This window comes from Burkholderia sp. 28_3, from assembly GCF_003253915.1.
GTDB classification, from domain to species: Bacteria; Pseudomonadota; Gammaproteobacteria; order Burkholderiales; family Burkholderiaceae; genus Burkholderia; species Burkholderia cenocepacia.
This window is the reverse complement of sequence record NZ_QKZF01000011.1, coordinates 187,176-206,834: the sequence shown is the minus strand read 5'-3', so window position 1 is coordinate 206,834 and position 19,659 is coordinate 187,176. Positions and strand designations below refer to the sequence as shown.

Below are 19,659 nucleotides of genomic sequence, written 5' to 3'. Positions count from 1 at the left end.
ATGGCGCGATCCCGGGTCGCGATACTGATCTGTGCGGCGGGCGTCGCGACCGCGCAGCCGGCCCTCGCGGCCGACGACGCGGACGGCGACGCGCTGCGGCTCGCCGATACGGCGGCAGCGGCTCCCGTGACGCCGAGCAACTGGCGCGGCACCTTCGAGGCGGCCTTCGCGAACTACACGGCTGCGAACCAGGCCGCGTCCGTGACGCTCAACGACAACGCGCGCGTATCGAACACGCTGTCGTACGACGGCACGTTCGGCAACTGGCGGGCGATCGTTTCGAATCGCTTCGATGCGGGATGGCGAGCGGGCGCGTCGCGGTACAACGCGGTCGACACGCTGAAACAGGCATACGTGAGCTGGCAGGCGAGCCCGAACGCGCTCGTCGACCTCGGCCGCGTGAACCTGCGCGAAGGCGTCGCGTCGGGCTTCAATCCCACGGACTTCTTCAAGGTCGGCGCACTGCGCTCCGTCGTCTCGATCGACCCCGAGAGCCTGCGCGAAAACCGGCTCGGCAGCGTGATGATGCGCGGGCAACTGCTTTGGAGCGGCGGCTCGATGACCGCGCTGGTGTCGCCGCGGCTCGACACGCATCCGAACGATGCGACCTTCAATCCCGATCTCGGTGCGACGAATGCACGCACCCGCTACATGCTGAGCGGGTCGCAGCGCCTGTTCGGCAATTTCTCGCCTCAGTGGTTGCTGTACGGCGGCGAAGGTATCGCACCGCAGTTGGGCGTGAACGCCACCACGCTGATCGACGATGCGACGGTCGGGTTCGTCGAATACGCGATCGGCCGCGGCAGCGCGGTCGGCGATTTCGCGCAGACCGCATCGTCCTGGGTCTCGAAGCTCGCGACGGGCGTCACCCATACCTTCGCAAGCAAGCTGTCGCTGACGCTCGAATACGACTACGACGGCGCCAGCGCGAGCGGCGCCGCATGGCGGGCACTGCAAGGCGACCCGTCGCGATACTGGCGCTATCGCGACATGGCCGGCACCGCGCAGGAACTGATGACACGGCGCTCGCTGTTCGTCTACGCATCGATGCCCGACGTCTTCGTCCAGCATCTGGCGTTGACCGCGATGGCGCGCTACAACCTCGACGACCACAGCTACTTCACGTGGCTCGAAGCGCGCTATCACTGGCCGCGCACCGACTGCGCCGTGCAATGGCAGAGCAACCACGGCTCGGCGCGCAGCGTCTATGGCGCGCAGGCGCAGAGCGAGATCGTGCAGGCGATCGCGACGTTCTTCTTTTGAGCGCGGAAACAGGGGAAAGCGCGGCCGCCGATGCACATCATGCAAGACGCGCCCGACGCGATGCGTCGGGCGCGGAAGGCGGCGTAGCGGCGCACGGATCGCGAGCCCGCGGGAGCGGGCGGCGCAACCGCCCGGGTCGCCGAGATCGCGGCGGACCCAGACGTCCGCCCTCGCCGGCGACGCTGCCTCGTTCAGCGCGATTCGAGCGCCGATCCGCCGCCGTCCTCCAGCACGCCGTTCGAATGACGGACGCAGCGCGTCACCACGTTGATCGCACGTCCGAACGGCAAGCCGACGAGCCCGCCCCAGACCGCGAACGACAGAACTGCGAAGGCGTCGGTGGCCGCCCACGGCTGCGCGGTCGCGATCGAGTCATGAATGAAGGTTTCGGCGACGAAGGTCAGGAGCAGCGTGACCAGCAGGCTCGCGTCGCCCGGCAGGCGGACGAACATGCCATCCGGCCCGATCCTGAACTGCAGGCGCCAGCGGCGCGCGTGGAACCAGCCGCCTGTCGAGCCGACCACCAGCATCGCAAGGGCCGCCGCGTACGCATCGACGCCCGCCTTTGGAAACAGGTGACCGAGGCTCGACAGGCCGAGGCCGACGAATACGACCGGAAACAGGACGGGACGCACGGGACGCACTTCGCGCACGAAGCAGCGCTTCACGCCGATATAGACGAGCGCGCAGAACAATACATACACGTAGGTCGGCAGGTGGGCCAAGGGGTACCTCGTTCGGAAGCGCCGCAACCGGCGGAATGTCAGCGACTTTAGCGGCCGGCCGCATCGAGCGCCGCACGTTGCGATGAACGGTCGAAATCGCCGGATGAACGGCCCTCGGGTCCGGCGAACGTCCTGGCGGATCGTCACCTGAGCGTCGCAGCCGATCGCCGATGGCAATGCCGTCGCGAATTACGCTACCATCTCCGCAAACCTCCCCGCTCGCTGCCATGCCAAGCAAGCCGCTCGCCTTTCTGTCGTCCGAACCGCACGTCGGCCCCGCACATCGAGGCCGCTCGCTGGTGGGGCTTTTGTGTTTCAACTCGGCGGTCGGACTGATCTTCTGGGCGACGCGCCGCAACGAAGCGCTGCTGCCGTACTTGGTCGTCGCGAACGGCATCGGTTTCAGCGCGACCCTGCTCGGCGTCGCCATCGACCGGCTCGTGCGCGGCAAACTCGCGCTGGTTCCAAAGATCCTGATCGTCGCGCCGGCCAGCGTGTTCATCGGTTTCGAAGTCGCGGCCTCCACCGTCGGCCACGTCCCGCACCTGATCGGACATGCAGGCATCAAGGTCTGGCTGGCCTACGGCTCGTCATTCATTGTCGCCGGCGCCGCCTGCGCGTTCGTGTCGGTGTTCGTGCAGGCCGCCCGCATGCGCACGTCGCTCGAGACGCAGCGGCGCGAGGCCGCCGAGGCGCGCCAGGCAGAAACGGCCGCGCGGCTCGCGCTGCTGCAGGCCCAGATCGAGCCGCATTTCCTGTTCAACACGCTGGCGAACGTGCAGAGCCTGATCGAGCGCGATCCGGCTCGCGCCACGACGATGCTCGACAGCCTGAACCGCTATCTGCGCGCGAGCCTGGGGCGCACGCGCAAGGCCACCTCCACGGTGGGCGAGGAACTGGAGCTGGTCGAGGCGCTGCTGAAGATTGCGACGATCCGGCTCGGTGAGGAACGCCTGCGCTATTCAATCGACGTCCCGGAGGCGCTGCGGGCCTTGCCGCTGTCGCCGCTCCTGCTGCAGCCGCTCGTCGAGAATGCGTTGCTGCACGGCATCGAGCCGTCGGTCGACGGCGGTGAAGTGCGTGTTCGCGGCACGCGCGACGGCAATTTGCTCGTCCTGAGCGTGAGCGATACCGGCGTGGGCCTCGGCAACGGCGGCACGAAGCTCCACGGGGGCGTGGGGCTCGCAAACATTCGTGCCCGAATTATCAGTCTCCATGGCGAGCGCGGCCGCGTGTCGGTCGGCACGAATGCCGAAGCCATGCGGGGCGTAACCGCAACCTTGCAGATTCCGATTGCCTGACATGCCGACAGCCCTGATCGCCGACGACGAACCCAACCTGTCCGCCGAACTTGCCGCGCGCCTCGGTACGCTGTGGCCCGAACTGGAGATCGTCGGGATGCCGCGCAACGGCGTCGACGCGCTCGCGGAGCTCAATGCAAAGCGCCCGGATTTCGCTTTCCTCGACATCCGGATGCCCGGTATCGACGGGCTGAAGATCGCGAGCCTCGTGCCGCACGTGCATGTCGTATTCGTAACGTCCTACGACGAGTACGCGGTTCAGGCATTCGACCAGTCGGCGATCGACTATTTGCTGAAACCCCTGACCGATGATCGCCTCCTCCGCTGCATCGTCAAGCTGCAGCGCGGCGGCCCGGCACCGGCCGACACCGCGCAGTTGGCCGGCGCGCAGGAGCAGCGGGATGCCGCGCCCATTCGATGGTTGACCGTCGGCCTCCGCGACACGACCCGGCTCGTCTCGATCGAGGAGGTGCTGTATTTCCAGGCAGCCGACAAATACACGGAGGTCGTGACTACGAACGACCGGCACGTGATCCGCACGCCCCTCAAGGAAATGCTGCAACGGCTCGATACCGAGCGTTTCGCACAGGTGCATCGCGGCGTGATCGTTGCCTATGCGGCGATCGATCACATCGAGCGCGATCTGCTCGGTCGCTTGCGCATCCATTTGCGTGGCAGCTCCGACGTTCTGCCCGTCAGTCGCGCGAGCGCCGGTCTCTTCAAACAGATGTGAAGGCAGTGCACTCGCCGCCGGGCGCTGGAGCGCTCGCATTCACCGCATGCATGCGTTACCTGCTGCTTCGGCAGAAACGAACGGGGCTGCTGGAGTCACTGCAGGGTCCGTGAGGCTGGCCGGTACTGATTTAAATCAAAATGTTCGGGGTCACAATTCAGCGCCCTTACCCCAATCAAGATCAGTCGACGGAAAACTGCACGCAACTTAACGATGCCGCCATACATTAAATGACAATAATAAAAAACAATATTTAATGAAACCAATTCCAGTCATTCCGTCAACTCGATCACACGTCACTCGCTCCCCGTCCACTCGACCCGCACTGCGCCCCGCCCCGTCGCGGCACGTACATCACGGCCCAATCCCCACACCTCGATGTGCGGCTCCCGACGCGGCCGCCACACCCGACACGATCATTTCAAATCCCTCACCAAACCCCGACTTGATTAACAGTGGCGACATGAAAAATTAATCAAACAGAAAATATCTTGTAATTATAAAAATCACCTTCTAGCATCCCTCTGCTGTTCGCGACACGTCTTGTTTAAAAGTCATCACTTGATGCATTCCTCGAACAAACCCATTCATAACCTGGGGAATTACATGAAGAAACTGTCTCGACTGCTGCCCATCACCGCGATTACCCTCGCGAGTCTCAGCGCTTTTGCCCAGGCCGGCGACCAGCCGGCCGCGGTCGACAAGGCACTGCAACTGATCCAGCAGAACCCGTCCGCCTTCAGTCTGGCTGCCGGCGGCACGGCACGCACGTTGAAGTTCGCCGGGCCACAAGCAGGCGCACCGACCGACGGCGACCAGTTCCAGGTACGCGACGTGATCGTCGATCCCGACGGCACCGAGCACGTGCGCTTCGACCGCTTCCATGCAGGCCTGCCCGTGATCGGCGGCGACGTGGTCGTCCATTCGAGCAAGGGGCAATTGAAGCAGGCAAGCGTGACCCAGCTCGCGCCGATCAATCTCGCCGGCTCGATCGGCAAGGTCGGAAACCGCGCCGTGATCCGCAACGCACCCGACGTAGGCGCGACGCGCGCCAGGCACATCGCGGCCGCGCGCTTCAACTCCGACGTGCGCCGCGTCGACGACGCGGAACTCGTCGTGTTCGCACGCGACGTCACGCCGACGCTGGCCTATGCGGTGCGCGTCTACGGCAAGGCGACCGAGACCCACGGCGACGCCGTGCTCTACTACGTCGATGCTCGCACCGGCACCCTGCTCGATGCACAGGACCTGATCAAGACCGCCGCCGCGACCGGCACCGGCCGCTCGCTGTACTACGGCAACCTGACGCTCACGACGGACCAGACCGGTACGAACGCGTACCGGATGCTCGATCCGAGCCGCGGCGGCGGCTCGGTCTACGATGGTCGCGGTCTCAGCTCGGACGAGGTCGAGCAAGCGACCGACCTGCCGATCTTCACGAGCAGCACGAACGTGTGGGGCAACAACACGACCACCGACCGGCAGACCGTCGCGGCAGACATCGACTACGGGCTCGCATTGACTTGGGACTACTACAAGACCACGCATAACCGCAACGGCATCTTCAACGACGGCCGCGGTGTGAAGAGCTACGCGCACGTGGTGTTCAATACCGGCAGCGGCACGACGGGCGCGAACGCGGCATGGCTGTCGTCGCGCGTGATGGCGTACGGCGACGGCGAGCCGGGCACGCGCCTGCCGAAACCCGTGGTGTCGGTCGACGTCGCCGGGCACGAGATGAGCCACGGCGTGACCGAGGCCACCGCCAACCTGAACTATTCGGGTGATGCGGGCGGCCTGAACGAATCGACGTCCGACATTTTCGGCACGCTCGTAAAGTTCTACGCGAACAACCCGAACGATCCCGGCAACTACGTGATCGGCGCGCGCGTGGTGAGTGGCGGCCTGCGCAAGATGTACAAGCAGGATCTCGACGGCCGGTCGTTCAGCTGCTACCCGTCCGGCGGCTTCTCGTGGTCGAATCCGCGCCACGATCCGCATTTCACGTCGGGGGTCGGCAACCGCTTCTTCTACCTGCTGTCGGAAGGCCCGTCGGTGCCGCCGACCGACACCGGCCTGTCGAGGACGCAACTGGTCTGCAACGGCGACACGACCTTCAGCGGGCTGGGCCGCGACAAGGCCGGCAAGATCTGGTACCGGACGCTGACCGTGTACCTGAACGCCAACTCGAGCTACCCGAACGCGCGGCGTGCGTCGATCCAGGCCGCGAACGACCTGTATGGCGCGAACTCGGCCGAAAGCGCGACGGTCGCCCGCGCGTGGAGTGCGGTCGGGGTGAATTGACCGTGCGTGTATGAACGCGTCGGACGCCGGCAGTCGCGTGGCGGGATTTCGTTTCGGAGGAAAGCGATTCGGTCGTGGTCACGCGGCGTTCGGGTGAATGACGAGAAGGGGCCGGCCGACCGCCTGCACGAGCAGGCGGTCGAGCGGCAGTTAGTGCGTAATTGCTTCCGCGCTCAACCGACAGCCGAGCCTTTGGTGCTACATCGGTTTCAACACGTTTCTACAAAACCCGCTCGATCGTCGAACCGCTTTGCTACACTGCCTGACATTTACTGCCCGTCATGCGGATTGTTTCCGGAAAATTCGAAATCGGTCGATTTCAAGTGCATTCGTCATAAATAACTTGCACTCCCAAATCGTTCGTACCTCACTCATCCATACCAAAGGATTCCAGATTTATGGCCGTCGATCTGCAGGCGTCTCAATCTCTTCAAGCGCGTCTCGATCGTCTCTTGAGTTTTCTGGATGAGGATTCGCGTAATCTCAGCCTGCTTGCCGATACCGCGGCGGCTGCATTCGACGCCGGCCAGTTTCACCTCTGCAATGAATTGCTGTCGCGTTACGAAGCGATTCAGCCGCTCTCGCCGTCGCTCGTCAATACGAGGGGCCTGTCGGCCATGTCCGAAGGTCGATTTGAAGCCGCACTGGCCGATTTCCGCGCACTCGCCGAACACGATGCGAATCCGGATGGCCGTGCCGGTGGAAGCCATGCGATCCAGCGACGAGGCGGCGCTCCACGCGTTGAACAACGCACTCGAGCGCTGGCCCGACGACTATCGCCTGTGGTTCCTGCGTGGCGCGGTTCATGCCGGATCGCAGCACTACGAGGCTGCAAGAAGCGATTTCGATGCATCGCAGCAACTGACGCCCGATTTCCCGATCGCGGGCTTCATGCTCGACTTTCTCCACTTGACTCACGGTCACGTCGATCGTGCAGTCGAGGCATGGCGGCCGCTCGACGCGCTGCCAGCTAACGATACGCTGCGCGTGCTGAAAACCGGCTTGCTGAATCTCGTGGACGACCGCTTCGCGCTGGCCGGCGAGCAACTGCGTGCGGGCATCGCATCGAATACGAAATACCCGCTGATCAATCGCTATATTGTTGACGTGCTACAGCATGTCGAGTCGATCGTCGGTGCGGCGCCTGCCAGCCACGCACCATCCGAAAAGACAGGTGTCCTTTTGGAAATCGATCCGGCGTATTCCGCGCCCCGCTGACAGGCTTTTCCATCGCCATGATTTCCCGCACCACGCTCGACCAGCTCACCGAGATACTGCGCAGCGAGCTCGACAAGAAGGCCCGTGCGCGGCCGGGCGCCGCAGGCGCGACGTCGGCCGGCAGTACGACACCGAAAGGTGGCCCGCGCCCGTTGGGCGAAACGCTCCGGGCGCATATCGACCAGCTGCTCGCAGCGGGCGTGACCGACGAGTTCCAGTTGACGCGCGCCGCGGTCGAGCATGTGCTGCACCGGCAATTCGGCGACGAGCAGGTCAACGATCCGACGTTTCAGTCGATTGCGAACCGGGTGGCGCAAGCCATCCTGGAAGATGACAGCCTCAAGGACGACCTGATGGCCGCGTTTGCACGCCGCAAGTAATGCTCGTCAAACTGAGCGAACGCACTTCACCGGGGGTAAAGTGACAAGCGACTACACCGTGCTCGACAGCGCATACGAGATCTATCTCCGCGACAAATCCCCGAGCGCCGGACTCGCGCTGTGTCGGGCGCTCAGACTCTCCGGTCACGCGGAAGAAGCCATACGGGTGTTGAAAGAACTCGCGGACAGCGTTGACGATCCGTTTTTTCGCGCGCAGATCGGTATCGACATGAACCTTCTCGGTCTTTTCTCGCAGGCCGAACCTCTATTGAGTCAATCGCTCTCGGTGCTTCACCACGAACCTGATCGGCGAGCCTTGACAGCTGAACTCCTGATCTCGCAGTACGCTCAAGGCCGTTTTCGCGAAGCTCACACGCTGAATCGGCGCTCGCGCGATGCTTGGGGGAGAGCCGGCGTGGTTTCAAATATTTATCCGTCTCATACCAGCGAGTATCAGCGGATTGTCAACAAACTGCTTCGATGCGACGAATCTGTCACCGGCAAGCGTGTCCTCATCATCCAGGAGGGCGGCCTTGGCGACGTGCTCATGTTCTCCCGGTACCTGTACGCGTTACGGGATGAAGGTGCGGCGGGTATCGTGTTGCAGGCGCCAGCCATACTCGCTCCGGTACTCGCCACCTATCACTGGGTCACGCTGGTCGAGAATGCCGGCGATGCAATCGATCAAAGCGATTGCATCATCTGCACCTTCGATCTCTTTGTCCGGTATCAAAAAACGCCGTACTTCCCGAGCTGGGGGGAGCCGTACGTACAAGCGCCGGCTGGACGGGAAATGGCGCCCCTTGCGAGTGCCACTTTCCGCAATCGACGCCATGGCGTTCGCGAGATAGGTTTGATCTGGCGCAGCAATACTGCGGTGCGGCACGAGCCGTATCGATCTATCTCGCTGGAGCAGCTCGCACCGTTGTTCAGTTCGTCGGAATGTCGTTTTCATGCGCTACAGTTCGGCAAGATCACCGACGACGAGCATAGGCTGCTGGATCAACACGGCATCGGCATCCTCGGTCACGAGCTGCGCGATCTCGGCGATACGGCCGTCATTCTCAATGAGCTCGATTTATTGATCACGGTGGATACGGGCCCGGCTCACCTCGCTGGGGCGCTTGGGCGGCCAGTATGGGTGTTGCTGTCGGCGGCATGCGACGAGCGCTGGTACAACAGCCATCGCGATACGCCGTGGTACAGGTCCATGCAGCTATATCGGCAAGCAAGATTGGGCGACTGGAGCAGACCGGTAACAGAGATGGCGGATGCGTTGGCTGGCGATGACGCAATAGGGTGATCGCTGTGCGTGAATCTTTTTGATGTCCCGCCTCGACGATGGCGTGCTGGCCGTCATTCCATGCGACGCAAAACTTCCCGCTCCGATCGCAGTGCGTCACGAACAGCCTCGGTGACGCTCCGCCAGTTTCCGGGCGCCGCCTGACGGAAAATACGGACATTCGGATACCAAGGCCCTACGTCGCCTTTCGCGCCCCAACGCCACTCCGGCGCCCCAAGCATGACCCACGCAGGCAAACCCAAGGCGCCCGCCAGATGCACGGGCGCCGAGCAGATCGAGATGGTTAGATCCAGGGACGTCGCAAATACGGCCGTGTCGTAAAGATCGTTCCATTCACCGGATAGGTTGAGGACCGACAATCCGCTCCGTGCCGCAAAATCCGGCTCGATTGGATGTTTCTGCAGCACGAACCAGTCGACGTTCTCAATTTCGGCCAATGGACGGAGATCTTCCGGTGCAAGGCTGCGCGCCCGTCCCGCAAAATAATTGGGCGACGTGTCCCAGCACAAGCCGATGCGCAGACGGCCCGATGCCCGACGGCGGTCGGCCAGGGCGTTGGCGACATCCCGATCTTTCAGCTTGATATAGCCGTCACGGTAGACCGGCACCTCTCCATCTACCGCCCCCAGTCTCGCGGGCAGCAAGTTTTCGAAGATCCAGTAATCGTAGTTGCCCCAAATCTCGACAGGCCAGGCCCCCAAAAGCTCGTCGACGCCCTCGAGATCACGCAGCAGTTGCATCAGTTCCGGTTTGACGCAGAGCGTGACATGGGCACCCGCTGCCTTCAAGTTCCGGGCGTAACGTGCGTACATCAGGCAATCGCCGAGGCCGAGATGGCTGATCACCAGAAGGCGCTTGCCCTGGAGAGGCTGCCCGCGCCATAAGCGATCATGATAGGTGGTCATTGCCGGGGGACCGCTACGCAGCGGCTCAATATCCGCGAGCATTTCATAGCGGCGCCACCCTGCTTTCGTGTCGCCCAGCAACAAAAGCAGATTCGCAAGCGGAAAGAGGACATCGCCTCGGTATGGATCGTGTTCGGCGGCTCGATACAGATAGCTGAGACTCTCTTCCGGGCGCCCCAACAGGTAAAGCGAGATCCCGCCTTGCACGAGCGTGCCGACATCTGCAGGGTACTGCTCGAGGATGGCGCGCGCGATCTGGACTGCGCCTTCATGATCGTCGAGAAATCGATGGCGTGCCCTCAATACGATCCCCGGATCGCCAAATTCAGCCGCCTTCGCACCATGTTCACGGGACGCATCGAAATCGAGCATTTGAAAACTTGCGTCGGCCAGCATCAGATGCAACTCGGCGTTCGAAGGAAATGCCGCCACCCCTGCTTTCAGGCTTGCGATGGCGGCTGCACGATCATTCAGGTGATTGAAGCAAACAAGCGCCTTGGTACGCCACGGAATGGCCGATTTAGGCGTCGCAGCGATCGCGCGGTCGCAGACCTCCAGCGCTTTTCCAGCACGGCCCGCGCGCAGTAGCACATCGACGCAGGACAGGAGGACTCTGTCGTCATGGGGATGCTTTTCGCAAAAAACCTGAAGAAGATCCGCCGCTTTGTCGAACTGCCCAGCGGCTTCTGCTTCGCGCGCCTGTGCGGCGACGATACTGAATTCGTCATCAAACGACATCTCATGATCCGGTCGGCAGTCGAACTAAAACTAGCCTCGACATCAGGTTATTCTGTAGTAGCCAATTCGTCTGCGACGACGCTACGCGCTCGCCGGTTGTTCCCGCCTTGAATTCTAGATGCCGCAGCCCGCTCGGATCGACACATCCCAGTAAATTATTGTTAAATCCAACTGCTGGTTATCGACAGCGCGTGACTGATCGGCTCCATAAATCCTGGACACAAACGAGGGTTAGTGTTTCGGAGGCAATTTTCCCAACAGGAACGGGAGGTTGACGATGAAGCCCACGCAATAGTCGGTAGAACAGATCGCAACCGCCCTCGCGCGCGTGCAGACCTTGCGCAGTTCCGTGCGTTGCTCCTCGATAAATCGTTCGGCCGCCCCTTTGAGGATGTCGCGAGGGATATCCATTTTGCGCGCCCATCGTCCATTCATATCGCCTAAGTCGAAAACATGGACGTCACTTCGTCGCTACGCCTGATTTCCCTCTCAACTGCGCCGCTCCTCTACAGTGAGAAACCAACGTCACACAGTAACAAACAGAACGTTTTCCTCATTCACCCAGAAACGTTTGAGTAATTCGCTATCATCGGCTGGTACCGCAAGCATGTTGAGGCCCGCGTCGAAAAAGCGGTAATCGTACTCACCGAGCAGATCTTTGATGCGCTGCGCGTCAGTCTTGAGCGTCTCCACCCAGATCAATGGCCGAAATGTCTTGATGATTAAGCGCGCTCCCATCAATACATCGATCTCCATCGATTCAACATCGATCTTCAGCAGGTCGACCCTCTTCAGGTTCAAACCATCGAGGGTGATCTGACGAACCTGTCGTCCCGTCTCCGGTGTGTAATCGACGGATTGCCCAATCGACAACATCGACGTCGCAGGCTCCTTGATCTCTAGGCTGCCGTACGAACCCGGCTGAGAGTAGTTCACACTCGGGATCGTGATGACTTCATCTGCCGCGCCGAGCGCAACTCCGTGCGCCTGAACATTAAAAAGATTGTTTAGGGCAATGTTGCCGGCAAGGGCATAAAAAATGAAGTCTTGCGGCTCGAAGGCGTGCACTGTCCCCCAATGCGTCATCATGCGACCGGCCTCTATTGAAAATACGCCGATATTAGCCCCGCAATCGAGGAATACAACACCGTCGCCTAACCTCTGTCGCTGCACGCGCAGGAGCGACAGTAAGAATTCAACCTCCGATCCGTCGAACGAGCCCGTTTCGAGCAGGTTAAAACCGACGCCATAGCAAGGTCGTCCGTCGACCATCGCATAATCGTTGCGATTGACGATTAGCGGACCGTGGTTGGTCGCAGCAAGAATGAACGCTGTAGGGCGCTGCTCCGAGAACATGGTGGCCTCCTGTCGAATCCGGTGATTTAAACACAGCTCGAGTCGGAGGTGTCGAAGTCTTAGGTGAACGAGCAAGTATGGCTGTCCGTTCCCGACTAGCCGCCGCGCACATGCGCGACAGCAAGGTGACACGGTCGTCGGCGCGCGCTCGATGTGGTGCAATCTGCACCATGCCGCAAAGCTCCGTCCGTATTGGCTCAGCGCGATCCGCAGCCGCCGCAGTTCGTTTCTCCGCTCGGGAATGTGGTGCGCCTCAAACCCGCGCCACGCTTGGCTGAGCGCCGTTTCGCACGCGGTTTGGTACGTGCGTCATGTCTGTGCAATTTCCAAGGAGTGGTGCGTTTTGGACCAACACGAGATTTACGCTGCAAACACGGTCGACGACGGCGCGACGGCCGGTACTCGAATTCGGCAATTACCATCCTCGACGACGGCCACCACGAACGAGGAACATCGCGTCATCGCCGACGACTGGCTGCGTCGCGCAATCGACGGAATCCGCGTAATGCACCTCAATGACGACGAGCGCCGGCGCGTCGCGGAGAGGCTTTTCTGACGCATTGAGCTCAGATGCAACAACGCCCGCTTGCGCGGGCGCTTTCTCTACGGCTTGAAGCGATCATAGAAGTTCGCGTCATACCAATTTTCGTCAAATGCGAGCAACTGCTTGCGAAGAACGTGGCGCACCCGTTCACTACGTTCACTATCTAACCAAGCTTGAATAGCCTCACGCACCTCAGGCCATTTCAACTCGTGCATGCAATATTCGACTAACTCCGGCGGCCCTTTCTCCGGGTCGCGGAGCACGTCGAGGAATGCAGTTGCGAACTCGAAACGTTGATCGAGATGGCTCTGCACAAAGCTCAGCACAACCTCCAAAGCTGGCTCAAGTGGTTGGTCCATGGCATTCTCAGCTATGAATTCCGCATGTGCCGCAAGTTTGAAGAATTCGTCAATGGTCGTGTTCATCTGCTTCACTTGAAGGTACGTTCAATGTACAGCCCATCGACATTGAAACCAAGGCTTCTAAACGCCTGCTCCGCAGCACTCTGCGCTGCAGCTCCACTCGGACGATAGTGGCCCGAGAAATTATCAATAAATTTAAGCTGGCCACCATGTACACCAAATTCACCGGCGGCCAAGACTGGCTGACCACCCGCCAGATCGATATGGCCTTGATTGATATTGTTTCGTCCAACGACGAGCGATCCATCCTGAGTAACGACATATGCCAGTCTTCGCTGGCTCATTGTTGCCAGTTGTTCATTCGGAATAATCTTTGCAGCTTGGGGAATGTCTTCAGGGAATAGATTGCTGAATGTTCTAGCGGCAACCGGACCGTCAGGCACAATGCCAAACCTAAGGCCCGGCGTCGCGCGCACAACCAATTGATCAATTTGCGGCCCAAATGCCTCGCCTGCGAATCGCAGCGCACCGGGTGCCTTAGCAGCCAGCGGCGCAGCGCTGAGTGCCACCTCCCACGGCCTCGTCGGCACCGCACCAGAAATCACATCACCCAAAGCGCTGCGCACCGGCTAAGCCACTGAGCCCAACAGCGTCGAGCCCGTCGGCCATCATCGCGTTGCCGCGTCGAACAGTATCGGCGAGCGCTTGCAGCGGTTGAATTGGGCGATCAAGCCACTGCGCAGCTCGGCTCAGCGTTGAATCGTTGCTCCAGCCACCACGCCCCGGATCAAATCCGCCCGCATCGTCCGACCAGTCGTTCGCTCCGCGACCCAAATCGAACCCAGCCAGACCGCTGCGAGTCGCTGCTGCTTGACGTGCGGCCACCGCGTGTTCGGCTCGCTGCTGAGCCAGGGCCCAGTTCGCCGATCCTGCAAACTCCGATCCGAGTCGCTGCTTGAGCGCTGCATTTTCAGCACGCGAGGCGGCAAGCGCGTCATTGGCCAGTTGACCAAACTGATCTTGCAAACCACCAACGAAGGCCTGTTCCCGGAGCCCTGCATCCAGTTGCAGATTCCAGTTCGCCTGATTCGCAAACTGCTGTCCGGGATCCCCGCCATAGGCGCGGACCGCGTTGGCCGTCATCGCATTGACGTCGCTACCTGGACCATACAACGAGCTTGCGCTCGAAGTCGGCCGGCTCGCCATCTCCTCCGAAACCATATTGCCAACGGTGCTGGCCACCGCGTCTGCGGCGATTGCCCCAATGTTGCGCCCCAGGCTCCCACCACGAACCAGAGTACTTGCAACCCCCGCGCTCAACCCGCCCGCTACACCACTCGCAAACCGGCCCAAGTCAGCACCGACACCTGCCCCGATCACCGTCTTCCCGACCTGCTCGCCTACGCCGTATCCTACACCAGACGCAATCGCACTGGCCGCCACGCCTTTCCAGTCAAATCGTTCCTGCAGCCCCGTTACTACCCCGATGCCCTGCGTCGCAGCTGACCTTACGGCACCTTGAGCCGCTGCACTCCACGCGCTACCCGGCGCACCTGCCGCGGCACCAATGCCCGCAGTGACGCCTGCCGATATAGCGCCCAACGTGATGCTTGCAAAATTCAAGCCGTGCTGTTCACCACCGGCGATCATCACGCCCTGGCTTGCCAGCGCACCCGCTGCACCACCAATACCCGCAGCGACCGCCCCGGACGTCGCACCCAGCGTGCCACCGGTCACGCTGCCCGACAACGTCGCCACGCCCAAGCTACCCAATCCACCACCTGCCGTTGCACCGGCCCCGGTTGCCGTCACACCCAGCAATTCGGACGCCGCGCCGGCGGTGTATAGCCGTTGGCGTCGTACGTGTAACGCTCAGTCCGGCCGTCTTTCGCGTACACAGCCAACACCCGTTCACCCGCGGCGTTATAGCCAAGTTGTATGCCGTCTCCGCCGAGCGTTCCCTTCGCGATCGAAACGCTCGTATCGTTCGGATCCGTTGCACGCGCACCCGACAGGCTGCCCATCGACACTGTGAATCGGTTCAGCGCATCGTATTCGTACCAGTACTCCTGCTCCCGGTCTTGATAGCCGACCATGTCGGTGTACTTCGCGAGCATCCGGCGGCGATTGCCCACCGCGTCGTACTCGTAGTACACCTTGTACGCGTCATCCTCGATCGCAGTCACCCGGTTCAACGCGTCGTACTTCACGCGAGATTGCGCGAACACAAATACATCGCCGAAATTCGAGAAGTACTCGGCCGTGCGATTGCCGTCACCATCGTATTCGTACAGCGATTGCGTCTTCGTCGCGTTATCCTGGATCGAGCGCACCAGCCCGTTCGAGTAGTACGTGTAGTCGACGTCCTGGCCACTCGTTCCCGACTGTTTCGTCAGCAGGCCCGCCCAGTTGTACTGGTACTGGAACACGTGCCCACCGAGGTCCGTGTGCTTCATCAAGCGACCGAACTGGTCGTTCTCGTCGACCGTTGTCATGCCGTTGGCGTTGGTCGTCGTGCGAATCCAGCCGCCCGCGGTCGCCGCTTCGGCCGAGCCCATGCTCGTGGCCCACTTATAGTCATACTTGACTTCGCGACCCGCTGCGCTGATCGTCTTTACCACCCGCCCATCGACGTCGTAGAACGTACGCTCGCGGCCGCCCTGCGCATCGGTATGTGCAATACGCCGATCCAGTGCATCGTATTCGTAGCGGTCGATGCTCCGTTGGCCATCCGCCAGCGCCGGCCGATCGACTTCGATCAGGCGGTTCATTTTGTCGTAACGGTAGTCCGTCCGACGATTCAGCTCATCGATCGTCGTTCGCAGATTGCCGAATACGTCGTACTGCATCACCTTGCTGAACCCCAGTGCATCCCATGTCCGGGCGACCGTGGCCTTGGCAGACCCGTAGTTCCACTGCTGGGTAGTCAGGTTGCCGTTGGCATCCTTCAACCCGACCAGGTTGCCGGTGAGGTCGTAGTAAAAGCGCGTGTCCGGCTCGACTTCGACCTGTGCGCCATTCGCGAGCGTCACGCTGACCTTCGGCTCGTGCTTGAGCGTCAGATACCCCATCGTGTTGTATGACGAGGTCGTCCAGTTGCCGCGGCCGTCACGTTCGGCCGACACCTCGCCGAATGCGTTGTGCTGCTGCAAACGGTCGATCGTCATGTCCTTCGCTGTCTCGTCGATCACGCCGACGATATCAACGTTCGTCACCGGGTTGTTGCGCGTACCCGTCAGGAAATAGCTCTGGCGTTCAGTCAACACTGTGCCGTTCGCATCCTTGGCCAGGTAGCGATATTCGAACTCGGCTCGCGTGGGCAGCGCCGATGCGTCGAACAGGAAACGCCCCAGTGCGTCACGCGTCAGTGTTACTTCAGTAAACGGACGATCGAATGCCTGGTCCTTCGCCGTGGATTGACGGTAGTACAACGTGATCGTGTTGACGTTCGTCAACGGCTGACCGTCCGCACCGACCGGCTTGAACTCAAAAATGCTCGGGCGCTCACTACCCGTCAACGTGACCTGGGAATTGCCTACCGTACCGACGGTGATGTCGCCGGCGCCCATCGCCAGCGGAATGCCAGCAGCGTCGTAGGCGGTGTATTTGATCGCGTAGGCATATGATTGGCCAGGTTGCGGAATCAACCCGCCGGCCTGGACGTCCCACGTGAACTCGCCATTACCCATACGGGTCACGCGCGAATAGCGTGTCGTACCATCCTGCACCCACGACACCATGATGTAATCGGTGTCGGCAGGTTGCGAATGGAACACGATCGTCGATTTCAGATCGGCGAGGTAGTTCGTGCTGAACGACGGCGAGCCATTCCCTCCCGGCAATCCGACCGAGCTCAGCACGGCATCGAGCTTCTGACCCGCTGCGTTGTACAGGTCGAACTCCACGTCGAGGTTGCCCGGCGCGTATCCCGACAGGTCGATCGAGAATGCGCCCGTGGCCGGATCGCGCCAGAGCGTTCGCTCTTCGTTCCATGTGGCACCGCCCTGTGGACGCATCTTCACGACGATGTGGTCGGCCAGATGCAGCGCGGAATCACGCACCGAATAGAGGTTCAGGGTTTGTGGCGACGTCCAGATGTAGCTGCCGGACGCATCGGCCAGGAAACCGGCGCGGCTGCTTTCCTCGTAAGTGGGGATCGGCGACGAAGTTAACGATCGCTACCATGCGCTTGTTCTCCCGTATTCGGTGTGGTTGCCGCGTGGCCGGATGGGCCGGATACGGCTTTCATGCGGGAGTTATCCGAAGCGAGAGAAATTCGTTTAGCGATCCGTCCAAAAAGTTACATTTTGTTACAAACAGGTCGAGTAAAGTCGAAATAGGCTCACCGCCGAACATTTGTTAAATAGCTTGAATAACCGCCAACGGACCGACAATTTGCCTTAACATCCGGCCGTCATATCGGTTCGTGTCGAACACGGTCGACCGACCGTCGCGTATCGCGCCGATGATTTTTCTGCCGGAGGCCCATCCGGCCACCGATTTCACTCGCCCCCAGGACCGACCATGTTCCAGACTCCGGGAGATTCCTTCGTCAACGGCTCGTTGCTGGGCCTGTGCGTCGAGGTGCCGCTTGCCGCGCTGGTTTCGCTGGCGATGCACGGCGTCGACTGGAACGGCCCGCGCGTCGCGATGCTCATCGCCACGCCCGTGCTGATCGCGTGCCTCGCGCTGCTGACGCGGCCGGTCGCATTCAGCACGGTCTGGAAGCACAAGCGCTCGCCTTTCGAACTCGACGACAACGTTCGCGCATCGATCTACGGCCGGCTCTGCGGGATCGCGCTCGGCGTGGTATTCGGCATCATGGTCGCGACGACGTTCTCCTGATCCGGTCGAGCCTGATCGTCCGACGAAATTTGCATCACCGCTGACCCGCCCGCGCCTTCCGCTTCATCGCATCACCCCGCCGCAACCACCGAATTGAACGACGTGTCCCACAACGGCGCGACATGGGCCGGCCCGTCCAGCACGCCGATGCGGGCAAACACGTCCGCGACCTGCTGGTGCTGCGCGACCACGTCGGGCGTCACCGGCAGCAATGCGTAGTCCTCGCTGCGCTGGTCGAACATCGTGACGAGATCGGCGACCGGCACGCGGGTCTCGCGATTCTGCGCGAGCGCATAGTCGCGGAAATGCCCGTTCGCCCACGCATACGCACGTCGAAACCGCAGCAGCAGATCGGCCGTCGCCGCGCGGCGACGTGCATCGTCGAGCGTGCGCGGATTCGCGTACACCGGGAAATTGCCCGACAGGTAGCCCTTCCCCGTCTTCAGCACGCGGGCGCCGTAGCGATTGCGCGCAAGCTGGCCGTTGTAGCCGTAGATCGCCCACGCGTCGATATCGCCGCGGTCGTACGCGGACAACCCGTCGGTCGGCGACAGGTTGATCGGCTGGATGTCGTCGAAGGTCAGGCCGGCTTCCGCCAGCTGTCGATACAGGAAATAGTGCGACGTCGTCGCGCGCACGTAGCCGACGCGCTTGCCCTTCAGGTCGGCGATGCCGCGGATCGGCGTGTCCTTGCGCGCGAGCGTGACCTGGTTGTTCAGGTCTTCGCGCACACGCGAGATGAATTTCACATTGGCTTTCTGGCGTGCGGCGAACACGGCCGGAATTTCGCTACCCGAACCGATATCGAGCGCATCGGCGTTGAGGGCCTCGATATGCAGCACGCCGTTGTTCAGTTCGCGCCAGTCGATCCGGTACGGCGTATCGGCGAGCCCGGCCGCCTGCAGCAGCGCGCGCCAGGCGCCCTTGTAGGTTGCGACGCGCAACGTCGCGCCGGCCAGATCGGCGTCGGCGGCCGGCGCGGCGAACGCGGCCAATGGGTGCGCCACGATCGCGGCGCCGGCAAGCAGCAGACGGCGACGTGCCGCCGACATTGACGACATCGGATGCTCCTGTCGATCGGATGGAATGGGATCGGAAGTGGAACCGCTGCGTCAATGCAGCGCCGGAAACCCGTGGCGCTCGGCCAGCAGTTCGAGGATGCGGCGCGCGTCGGTGACGAAGCGCACGTCGCCGAGCGTCTGCGCGTCGTCCGGCGCGGGCCGGTCGCGACCCAGCACGAGCACCGGCAGGCCCTGGTGTGCGTCGTCGAGTGCGTCGATCACCGCGGGCCGCGGCCGCTCGAAACCAACGCGCTTCACGTCGAGACGCGCGGCAAGATCGGGCGCGCTCGCCAGCAGCCCCTCGATCGGCAATCCATGCGGACACACGAAGCGCTGGCCCGGATGCTTCGGATCGGCAAAGCCCGGTTCCAGCAGAAACAGCACATCGCGACTCATGTCAAACGGCTCCTTTTTCGTCGATCGTCCCGATCGGGAAGCATTCGTACACCTGTACGCGCTGCTGTTCCCGCGTCATGCCGGCCACCGGCCGGATGCCAGACTCTACCGTCGCACCTCGCACGGCCCTACCAACGTTTTGCGGAATCGATATGCAAACGCGCATAGCGTATCGGCCGGTCGTCGCCTAGCCGGACGTTGCGTAAACGCATCGTCATGCGAACG

Annotated in this window: 20 protein-coding genes; 9 read left to right on the top strand and 11 right to left on the bottom strand. The window is 61.8% G+C overall.

Annotation, left to right across the window (positions count from 1 at the left end):
• Window positions 1-1,263, top strand: coding sequence for a hypothetical protein (locus DFS13_RS23105; RefSeq protein WP_006498192.1), 1,263 nt, complete (start codon window positions 1-3; stop codon window positions 1,261-1,263).
• A 191-nt stretch (window positions 1,264-1,454) separates the two neighbouring features.
• Here DFS13_RS23105 and DFS13_RS23100 read toward each other — a convergent pair whose 3' ends face one another.
• Window positions 1,455-1,988 (bottom strand): hypothetical protein, encoded by a 534-nt coding sequence (locus tag DFS13_RS23100; RefSeq protein ID WP_006498193.1) that lies wholly within the window; start codon window positions 1,986-1,988, stop codon window positions 1,455-1,457.
• Window positions 1,989-2,215: 227 nt separating this feature from the next.
• On the opposite strand from DFS13_RS23100, the gene DFS13_RS23095 reads away from it, so the two are divergent.
• The 3 genes from DFS13_RS23095 (at window position 2,216) to DFS13_RS23085 (ending at window position 6,326) form a co-directional block, all read left to right on the top strand.
• Complete coding sequence (locus tag DFS13_RS23095) at window positions 2,216-3,289, top strand: sensor histidine kinase (RefSeq protein WP_034203553.1); 1,074 nt, start codon at window positions 2,216-2,218, stop codon at window positions 3,287-3,289.
• A gap of 1 nt (window position 3,290) precedes the next feature.
• Window positions 3,291-4,022 (top strand): LytTR family DNA-binding domain-containing protein, encoded by a 732-nt coding sequence (locus DFS13_RS23090; RefSeq protein WP_034203554.1) that lies wholly within the window; start codon window positions 3,291-3,293, stop codon window positions 4,020-4,022.
• A gap of 606 nt (window positions 4,023-4,628) precedes the next feature.
• A complete protein-coding gene (locus tag DFS13_RS23085; protein ID WP_006498196.1) occupies window positions 4,629-6,326 on the top strand; it encodes a M4 family metallopeptidase in 1,698 nt (565 codons plus the stop codon).
• Window positions 6,327-6,697: 371 nt separating this feature from the next.
• Here DFS13_RS23085 and DFS13_RS23080 read toward each other — a convergent pair whose 3' ends face one another.
• Entirely contained in the window at window positions 6,698-7,036 is a 339-nt protein-coding gene (locus DFS13_RS23080) for a hypothetical protein (protein ID WP_034203555.1), read from the bottom strand.
• Here DFS13_RS23080 and DFS13_RS23075 point away from each other — a divergent pair.
• From DFS13_RS23075 to DFS13_RS23065, 3 genes are read left to right on the top strand one after another with little or no spacing between them, the layout of a single operon-like run.
• Window positions 7,014-7,544 carry a hypothetical protein gene (locus tag DFS13_RS23075; protein ID WP_060264579.1) on the top strand — a complete coding sequence of 177 codons (531 nt, stop codon included), beginning with the start codon at window positions 7,014-7,016 and terminating at the stop codon, window positions 7,542-7,544. The genes DFS13_RS23080 and DFS13_RS23075 overlap by 23 nt on opposite strands.
• A gap of 17 nt (window positions 7,545-7,561) precedes the next feature.
• Window positions 7,562-7,924 (top strand): hypothetical protein, encoded by a 363-nt coding sequence (locus tag DFS13_RS23070; RefSeq protein ID WP_060264581.1) that lies wholly within the window; start codon window positions 7,562-7,564, stop codon window positions 7,922-7,924.
• A 40-nt stretch (window positions 7,925-7,964) separates the two neighbouring features.
• The gene (locus DFS13_RS23065) at window positions 7,965-9,227 is read left to right on the top strand and encodes a glycosyltransferase family 9 protein (protein WP_052105983.1); all 1,263 of its coding nucleotides are present in this window, start codon (window positions 7,965-7,967) and stop codon (window positions 9,225-9,227) included.
• Between the two features lie 53 nt (window positions 9,228-9,280).
• On the opposite strand, the gene DFS13_RS23060 is transcribed toward DFS13_RS23065, so the two are convergent.
• The 3 genes from DFS13_RS23060 to DFS13_RS23050 all read right to left on the bottom strand — a co-directional run bounded on the left by DFS13_RS23060 (window position 9,281) and on the right by DFS13_RS23050 (window position 12,226).
• Window positions 9,281-10,870, bottom strand: coding sequence for a tetratricopeptide repeat protein (locus DFS13_RS23060; RefSeq protein WP_111442177.1), 1,590 nt, complete (start codon window positions 10,868-10,870; stop codon window positions 9,281-9,283).
• A 231-nt stretch (window positions 10,871-11,101) separates the two neighbouring features.
• Window positions 11,102-11,281: a hypothetical protein gene (locus DFS13_RS23055; protein ID WP_034203558.1), complete on the bottom strand. Its 180-nt coding sequence runs from the start codon at window positions 11,279-11,281 to the stop codon at window positions 11,102-11,104.
• Window positions 11,282-11,395: 114 nt separating this feature from the next.
• Complete coding sequence (locus DFS13_RS23050) at window positions 11,396-12,226, bottom strand: FkbM family methyltransferase (RefSeq protein WP_034203559.1); 831 nt, start codon at window positions 12,224-12,226, stop codon at window positions 11,396-11,398.
• A 343-nt stretch (window positions 12,227-12,569) separates the two neighbouring features.
• Here DFS13_RS23050 and DFS13_RS23045 point away from each other — a divergent pair, with 343 nt between their 5' ends.
• Window positions 12,570-12,782, top strand: coding sequence for a hypothetical protein (locus DFS13_RS23045; RefSeq protein WP_034203560.1), 213 nt, complete (start codon window positions 12,570-12,572; stop codon window positions 12,780-12,782).
• A gap of 47 nt (window positions 12,783-12,829) precedes the next feature.
• Here DFS13_RS23045 and DFS13_RS23040 read toward each other — a convergent pair whose 3' ends face one another.
• The 4 genes from DFS13_RS23040 to DFS13_RS41225 are packed head-to-tail and all read right to left on the bottom strand — an operon-like array spanning window position 12,830 to window position 15,981.
• Entirely contained in the window at window positions 12,830-13,195 is a 366-nt protein-coding gene (locus DFS13_RS23040) for a hypothetical protein (RefSeq protein WP_077189025.1), read from the bottom strand.
• Window positions 13,196-13,200: 5 nt separating this feature from the next.
• Entirely contained in the window at window positions 13,201-13,701 is a 501-nt protein-coding gene (locus DFS13_RS39960) for a hypothetical protein (RefSeq protein ID WP_134163160.1), read from the bottom strand.
• 37 nt (window positions 13,702-13,738) lie between these two features.
• The gene (locus tag DFS13_RS39955) at window positions 13,739-14,896 is read right to left on the bottom strand and encodes a hypothetical protein (RefSeq protein WP_134163159.1); all 1,158 of its coding nucleotides are present in this window, start codon (window positions 14,894-14,896) and stop codon (window positions 13,739-13,741) included.
• A 44-nt stretch (window positions 14,897-14,940) separates the two neighbouring features.
• On the bottom strand, window positions 14,941-15,981 hold the full coding sequence (locus DFS13_RS41225) for a hypothetical protein (protein WP_249197006.1): 1,041 nt from the start codon (window positions 15,979-15,981) through the stop codon (window positions 14,941-14,943).
• A 1,675-nt stretch (window positions 15,982-17,656) separates the two neighbouring features.
• Here DFS13_RS41225 and DFS13_RS23025 point away from each other — a divergent pair.
• Entirely contained in the window at window positions 17,657-17,977 is a 321-nt protein-coding gene (locus tag DFS13_RS23025) for a hypothetical protein (RefSeq protein WP_062911637.1), read from the top strand.
• Window positions 17,978-18,048: 71 nt separating this feature from the next.
• Here DFS13_RS23025 and DFS13_RS23020 read toward each other — a convergent pair whose 3' ends face one another.
• Window positions 18,049-19,038 (bottom strand): ABC transporter substrate-binding protein, encoded by a 990-nt coding sequence (locus DFS13_RS23020; RefSeq protein WP_111442175.1) that lies wholly within the window; start codon window positions 19,036-19,038, stop codon window positions 18,049-18,051.
• Between the two features lie 51 nt (window positions 19,039-19,089).
• Entirely contained in the window at window positions 19,090-19,434 is a 345-nt protein-coding gene (locus tag DFS13_RS23015; RefSeq protein WP_006481897.1) for a DUF3088 domain-containing protein, read from the bottom strand.
• Between the last annotated feature and the right edge of the window lie 225 nt (window positions 19,435-19,659).